This window comes from Allobosea sp. 01N443, from assembly GCF_056399325.1.
On the sequence record NZ_JBFTRC010000276.1, the window covers coordinates 1 to 5,715 of the forward strand.

The 5,715-nt window shown below is 66.8% G+C and carries 4 protein-coding genes; 3 read left to right on the plus strand and 1 reads right to left on the minus strand.

The features are described from left to right. The 3 genes from AC1DRP_RS34375 to purU form a co-directional block, all read left to right on the plus strand. A partial coding sequence (locus tag AC1DRP_RS34375; RefSeq protein WP_476770877.1) for a DeoR/GlpR family DNA-binding transcription regulator occupies positions 1 to 316 on the plus strand: 316 nt, incomplete at its 5' end. A gap of 73 nt (positions 317 to 389) precedes the next feature. After that, positions 390 to 2,819 (plus strand): GcvT family protein, encoded by a 2,430-nt coding sequence (locus AC1DRP_RS34380; RefSeq protein ID WP_476770878.1) that lies wholly within the window; start codon positions 390 to 392, stop codon positions 2,817 to 2,819. Positions 2,820 to 2,823: 4 nt separating this feature from the next. Continuing rightward, the gene (gene purU / locus AC1DRP_RS34385; RefSeq protein WP_476770879.1) at positions 2,824 to 3,726 is read left to right on the plus strand and encodes a formyltetrahydrofolate deformylase; all 903 of its coding nucleotides are present in this window, start codon (positions 2,824 to 2,826) and stop codon (positions 3,724 to 3,726) included. Between the two features lie 337 nt (positions 3,727 to 4,063). Here the strand turns inward: purU and AC1DRP_RS34390 are convergent. After that, the coding region (locus AC1DRP_RS34390) for a Na/Pi cotransporter family protein (RefSeq protein WP_476770880.1) at positions 4,064 to 5,715 on the minus strand (1,652 nt) is incomplete at its 5' end.

Consider the following 5,715-nt stretch of genomic DNA (forward strand, 5'->3'; position numbering starts at 1 on the left):
GGATGCGACCTCGGGCACGGAGGCCCTGCGGGCGATCGGGCGCCTTTCGGCGGATGTCTCCTTCGTCAGCGTCGGCGGCGTCGACACGGAAGGGCGGCTGACCGACTACACGCGCGCCGGAGCAGCCATCCGAAGCGCTCTCCTGAACGCGGCGGAGCAAGGCTTCCTGATGGCCGACAGCAGCAAGTTCGGCCTTGTCCTTCCCAGCCGGATCGGCGGCGACGAAACCTGCGCGGGACTGCTGGTCGACCGGCTTCCGCCGGACCCGATCGCCGCGAACCTCACCAGGAACGGAGTGCGTCTGCTCGTTTCCTGATTTTGCCCGTTTTGTGGTTTTTTGTTGTTTTGTGGATTTTGCCTGCTAGGCTGCCTCCATCGCGGAGGCGCTCATGTCCATTCCCACCCACTCTCGTGTCGTCATCATCGGCGGCGGTATTGTCGGCTGCTCCGTCGCCTATCATCTGACCAAGCTCGGCTGGCGCGATGTGCTCCTGCTTGAGCAGGGGCGCCTGTCCTCGGGCACCACCTGGCACGCGGCCGGCCTGGTCGGGCAGCTGCGTAGCCAGTCGAGCATGACGCGCCTGATCCGCTATTCCACCGAGCTCTACGCGTCGCTGGAGCAGGAGACCGAGCTCGCCACCGGCTGGAAACGCTGCGGCTCGGTTTCGGTCGCTCGCACGCCCGAACGCATGACACAGCTGCGCCGGACCATTTCGGCGGCGCGCGCTCAAGGGGTGGAGATCGAGGAGCTGAGCCCGAAGGAGGCCGGCGAGAAATGGCCGGTGATGCGCACCGACGATCTCGTCGGCGGCGTCTGGCTCCCCGGCGACGGCAAGGCGAACCCGTCCGACATCACCCAGGCGCTGGCGCGCGGCGCCCGTAGCCGCGGCGCAATCGTGCGCGAGGGGATCCGCGTCACCGGCATCGAGACTGAGAAGGGCCGGGTGAGGGCGGTGCAGACCGATCAGGGCCGGGTCGAATGCGAGGTCCTGGTGATCTGCGCGGGCCAATGGTCACGCGCGGTCGGGCAGATGTGCGGCGTGTCGGTGCCACTGCATTCGGCCGAGCACATGTACATCGTCACCGGCAAGATCGAGGGCGTGACGCCGGACCTGCCGGTGATGCGCGATCCCGATGGCTACACCTACTACAAGGAGGAGGTCGGCGGCCTGGTGATGGGCGGCTTCGAGCCCGACGCGAAACCCTGGGGCATGGACGGCATCCCCTATCCGTTCGAGTTCCAGCTCCTGCCCGATGACTGGGACCAGTTCGCCATCCTGATGGAAAACGCGCTGCAGCGCGTGCCGGCCCTGGAGACGGCCGAGATCAAGACCTTCCTCAACGGTCCCGAGAGCTTCACGCCGGACAACAATTTCCTTCTGGGCGAGGCTCCGGAAGTGGCGGGTGTCTATATCGGCGCCGGCTTCAACTCGATGGGGATCGCCTCTGCCGGCGGCGCCGGCAGCGCGCTGGCCGAATGGATCGTCGCGGGCGAGGCCACGAGCGATCTCTGGCCCGTCGACATTCGCCGCTTCGCGAGGTTCAACAACAATCCGGCCTGGCTGAAGGATCGCATCAAGGACACGCTTGGCCTTCACTACGCCATGCCCTGGCCGAACCGCGAACTCGATACCGCAAGGCCCTTCCGCCGCTCGCCGCTCTATGAGCGCCTGGCCGCCAAACAGGCTGTCTTCGGCTCCAAGATGGGGTGGGAACGCGCGAATTATTTCGCCCGCACCGAGGATGAGCGCAGGATCAGCTATTCCTTCGGGCAGCAGAACTGGTTCGAAACGGTCGCCGCGGAGCATCGAGCCTGCCGCGAGACGGCGGGGCTTGTGGACATGAGCAGCTTCGCCAAATTCCTGCTGCAGGGTCCGCAGGCCGAAGCGGCCTTGCAGCGCCTCTCCGCCAACGATGTCGCGGTTCCGGTGGGCAGCTCGGTCTACACGGCCTTGCTCAACGCGCGCGGCACCTTCGAAAGCGACCTGACGGCCGCCCGCATCGCGCCCGACACCTACCTGCTCCTGACCGGCACCGCCCAGGCGACGCGCGACGCGCACTGGATCAGGCGCCAGCTTCCGGAGGGAGCGACGCTGACGGACGTGACATCGGCCTATGCCGTGCTCTCGCTGGCCGGCCCGAAGGTCGTCGAGATCCTCGCTCGCGTCTCGCCCGTCTCCTTCGATCCCGTCGATTTCCCCGCCAACGCGATCCGGCAGATCACCATCGGCTATGCCACGACCTGGGCTTGCCGCCGCTCCTATCTGGGGGAGGGCTTCGAACTCTACGTGCCCGCGGAATTCGCAGCCGCGATCTACGATATGCTGCACGAGGCCGGAGCCGCTCTCGGTCTCGTCGATGTCGGATACTACGCGGTCGACTCGCTGCGCATCGAGAAGGGCTTCCGCGCCTGGGGACGCGAGCTGACGCCCGACGTCAATCCCTACGAGGCTGGCCTCGGCTTCGCCGTGAAGCTGAACAAGGGCGATTTCATCGGCCGCGACGCCCTCACCATTGCCCGCGCGGCGCCGCGCACCAAGCGGCTGGTCGCGCTTGTCGGCCCCCGTCCGAACGGTCAGATGGCCTGGGGCGGCGAGGCGATCCTGGCCGATGGCAGGCCGGTCGGCGAGATCACCTCCGCGGCCTTCGGCGCAACCCTCGGCGGAATCGTCGCGCTCGGCTGGGCTGAAAGCCACGAGCCGATCGACCAGGCCTGGCTCGATGCGCGCAACTGGACGATCGATCTCGCGGGCACGGCGATCCCCGTCACGGCGAGCCTCGCCGCACCGCTCGACCGCGGGCAGGCGCGCGGAGCCTGAGGGGATGACCGATCTCACGCCGCTCGCCCCCGCCATTCCCAGGGATATCGTCCTGCGCAAGCCCGCCCGTGTCCTCAACCTCGCCTGCGAGGACCGGCCGGGAATCGTGCATGCCGTCAGCGGCGTGCTCTACCGGCACGGCTGCAACATCCTGGAAAGCGCGCAGTTCAGCGATCCGCGCGACGGCCGCTTCTTCATGCGCGTTGCCTTCGCCGCCGGCGACCGCTTCGACGTCACGGCGTTCCGGCGTGAGTTCGACGGCGTGGCCGGCACCTTTCAGATGAGCTGGGACGCGGTCGATACGGCCCGTCCGGCCCGCGTCCTGCTGATGGTGTCACGCTTCGGCCATTGCCTGAACGATCTGCTCTTCCGCCAGGCGACGGGGAACCTCAACATCACGATTCCCGCGATCGTCTCGAACCATCGGGATTTCGAGCCGCTGGCGCAGAATTACGGCATCCCGTTCCACTATCTGCCGGTCACGGCGGAGACCAAGGCGGAGCAGGAGGCAAGGCTGCTGGAGTTGGTTGCGCAGACCGATGCGTCGCTGGTCGTGCTCGCCCGCTATATGCAGGTGCTCTCCAACGATCTCTGCCGTGCGCTCGACGGGCGGGCGATCAACATCCACCATTCCTTCCTGCCGAGCTTCAAGGGCGCCAGGCCCTACCATCAGGCCTATGATCGCGGCGTGAAGCTGATCGGCGCGACGGCCCATTACGTCACCCCGGATCTCGACGAAGGCCCGATCATCGACCAGGACGTCGCGCGCGCCGATCATTCGCTGGCTCCCGACGATCTCGTCAGCGTCGGGCGCGACATCGAGGCGGTCGTCCTGGCGCGTGCGCTGCGCCTGCATATCGAGCGGCGGGTGATGCTGGCCGGCCGGCGGACCGTCATTTTTCGCTAGAGCGTCGGCCCGAAAGGTGGATTGCGGTTTTCGGGGCAAAGCCGATGCAAAGACAAAGGGTTAGATCATCGGGCTGGATACGATGTCCGGTCCGATGATCTAGTGCGTTTCCGGTGAAAATCGGATTCACCTGCAATCCCTTAGCCCTTTGTCTTCACGCAATTCCGGAGGCAAAGCCGCGACGCAGTCTTGCTGGCATTGCTCCAGGAGCCCCCCATCACGCCCGTTCCGGGCGTCGGCGGTCCGGTAACGGTCACCATGCTGCTGGTGAACACGGTGGAGTGCGGGAGCAGGATGATTTCATCGCACCCGAAGAGTGGGCAAGCCGCAAGTGCGCTCACTCGGCCGCCCGCATCAGGCGGCTTCCCATCAGGGCTCCCCGCTGTTCGAGAAGTCCGTGCACGGTGGCGGCGATATGGGCGTCGATGCGCTTCAGATCGCGCGCGATATCAAGCTGGAGCGCGCTGACGATCACCGCTTCGCGGCTGCCGGTGCGCATCTCGGCGAGATGGGCCTCGATCGCTTCCCGCTCCAGTTCGCGGAAGGTTTCCTTCTCGCGCACGATCCGGCGCGCGGTGGCTTCGTCCTGCGAGATGAAGACCGTGAGCGCCAGGCGCAGGTGATCCCGCAACCGGTCATGGGTATCGGCGATGCGGGCAAGCGCGTCCTCGGGCAACCGGCGCTGGTCGCGGATGCGCTTGCCGGCCATCTGCATCAGGTTCTTCTCGATGATGTCGCCGATATGCTCGAGATTGATCGCCAATGTCAGCACCTCCGAGAGCCGGTGCTCGTCGGATCGCGACAGCGTCTCATGCGCGATCGCGCCGACATAGAGCTGGATCTGGTTATAGAGGTTGTCGAGCACGTCGTCGGCACGGCTGACCTCGGCCACCCGGGCCGGATCGTCGCCCTCGAACGCCATCAGCGACGTCTTCAGCATCCCGTCGACGACATCGGCCATATGCAGCACCTCGCGGGTCGCATTGGCGAGCGCGAGCGTCGGCGTCGTGAGCGCTGCGGTGTCGAGATAACGCGGACGCGAGGGGTCGGCTTCCGGCGCGGGATCGGGCAGCAGGCGTGTCAGAATGCCCGCGAAAGCCGGCAGCGGGACAAGGAAGAGCACAGCCATCACGATGTTGAAGGCAAGGTGGAACAGCGCCGCCGATTGCGCCGGATGGCTCGCGAACCGCTCCACGACCGGTGTCAGCACGGGCAGAAGCAACAGGCCGGCCGTGCAGCCCAGGATGCGGTTGGCGAGGTTGCCCACCGGCACGCGCCTGGCCGCGGCATTCCCGTTCATGGCCTGAACCAGGGGATTGAGCGCCGTGCCGAGATTGCAGCCCATCACCATCGCCAGCATGGTCTGGGTTCCCACGACCCCGGTCGCGGCAAGGCTCATCACGACCAGAATCGCCGCAAGCGAGGAATGGGCGGCAAAGCTGAGCACCGCGGCCAGGAGCAGGGCGATCAGCGGATCGCCCGAGAGCGCGCCGAGAACCGCGCGCAGCACCTGCGAGTGCTCGACCGGCGCCATGGTGGCCTGCATCAGGCGAAGCGACAGCAGCATCAGGCCCAGCCCGAACAGCGCCTTCGCCATTTCATTGGCGGCCAACCGGCCGAAGCGGCGCATGCCGAGATAGCCGACGAGGAGCAGGAGCGGCACCATCATGCTGGTGTCGAAGCCGACGAACTGGACGATCAGCGTCGTCCCGACATTGGCGCCGAGCATCATCGCCAGGGCCGGCGCCAGCGCGATCAAACCGGCGCCGGAGAACGAGGCGATCATCATCGCGGTCGCCGTGCTGGATTGCAGGCCGGCCGTCACCATGAGACCCGCGCCGAAGGCCCGCCAGCGACTGTCGAGACCTGTCGCCAGCAACGCGCGCAAGCGGCTGCCGAAGGCGGCCGAAACGCCTGCCGTCACCAGCTGCACGCTCCAGAGCAGCAGGGCGACCTCGCCGGCGAGCGCAAGCAGGATCTGGGTTGGCG

Coding starts and splice junctions, on each gene's coding strand:
- AC1DRP_RS34380 (WP_476770878.1), top strand. CDS start 390: ATGTCCATTCCCACCCACTCTCGTGTCGTCATCATCGGCGGCGGTATT.
- purU (WP_476770879.1), top strand. CDS start 2,824: ATGACCGATCTCACGCCGCTCGCCCCCGCCATTCCCAGGGATATCGTC.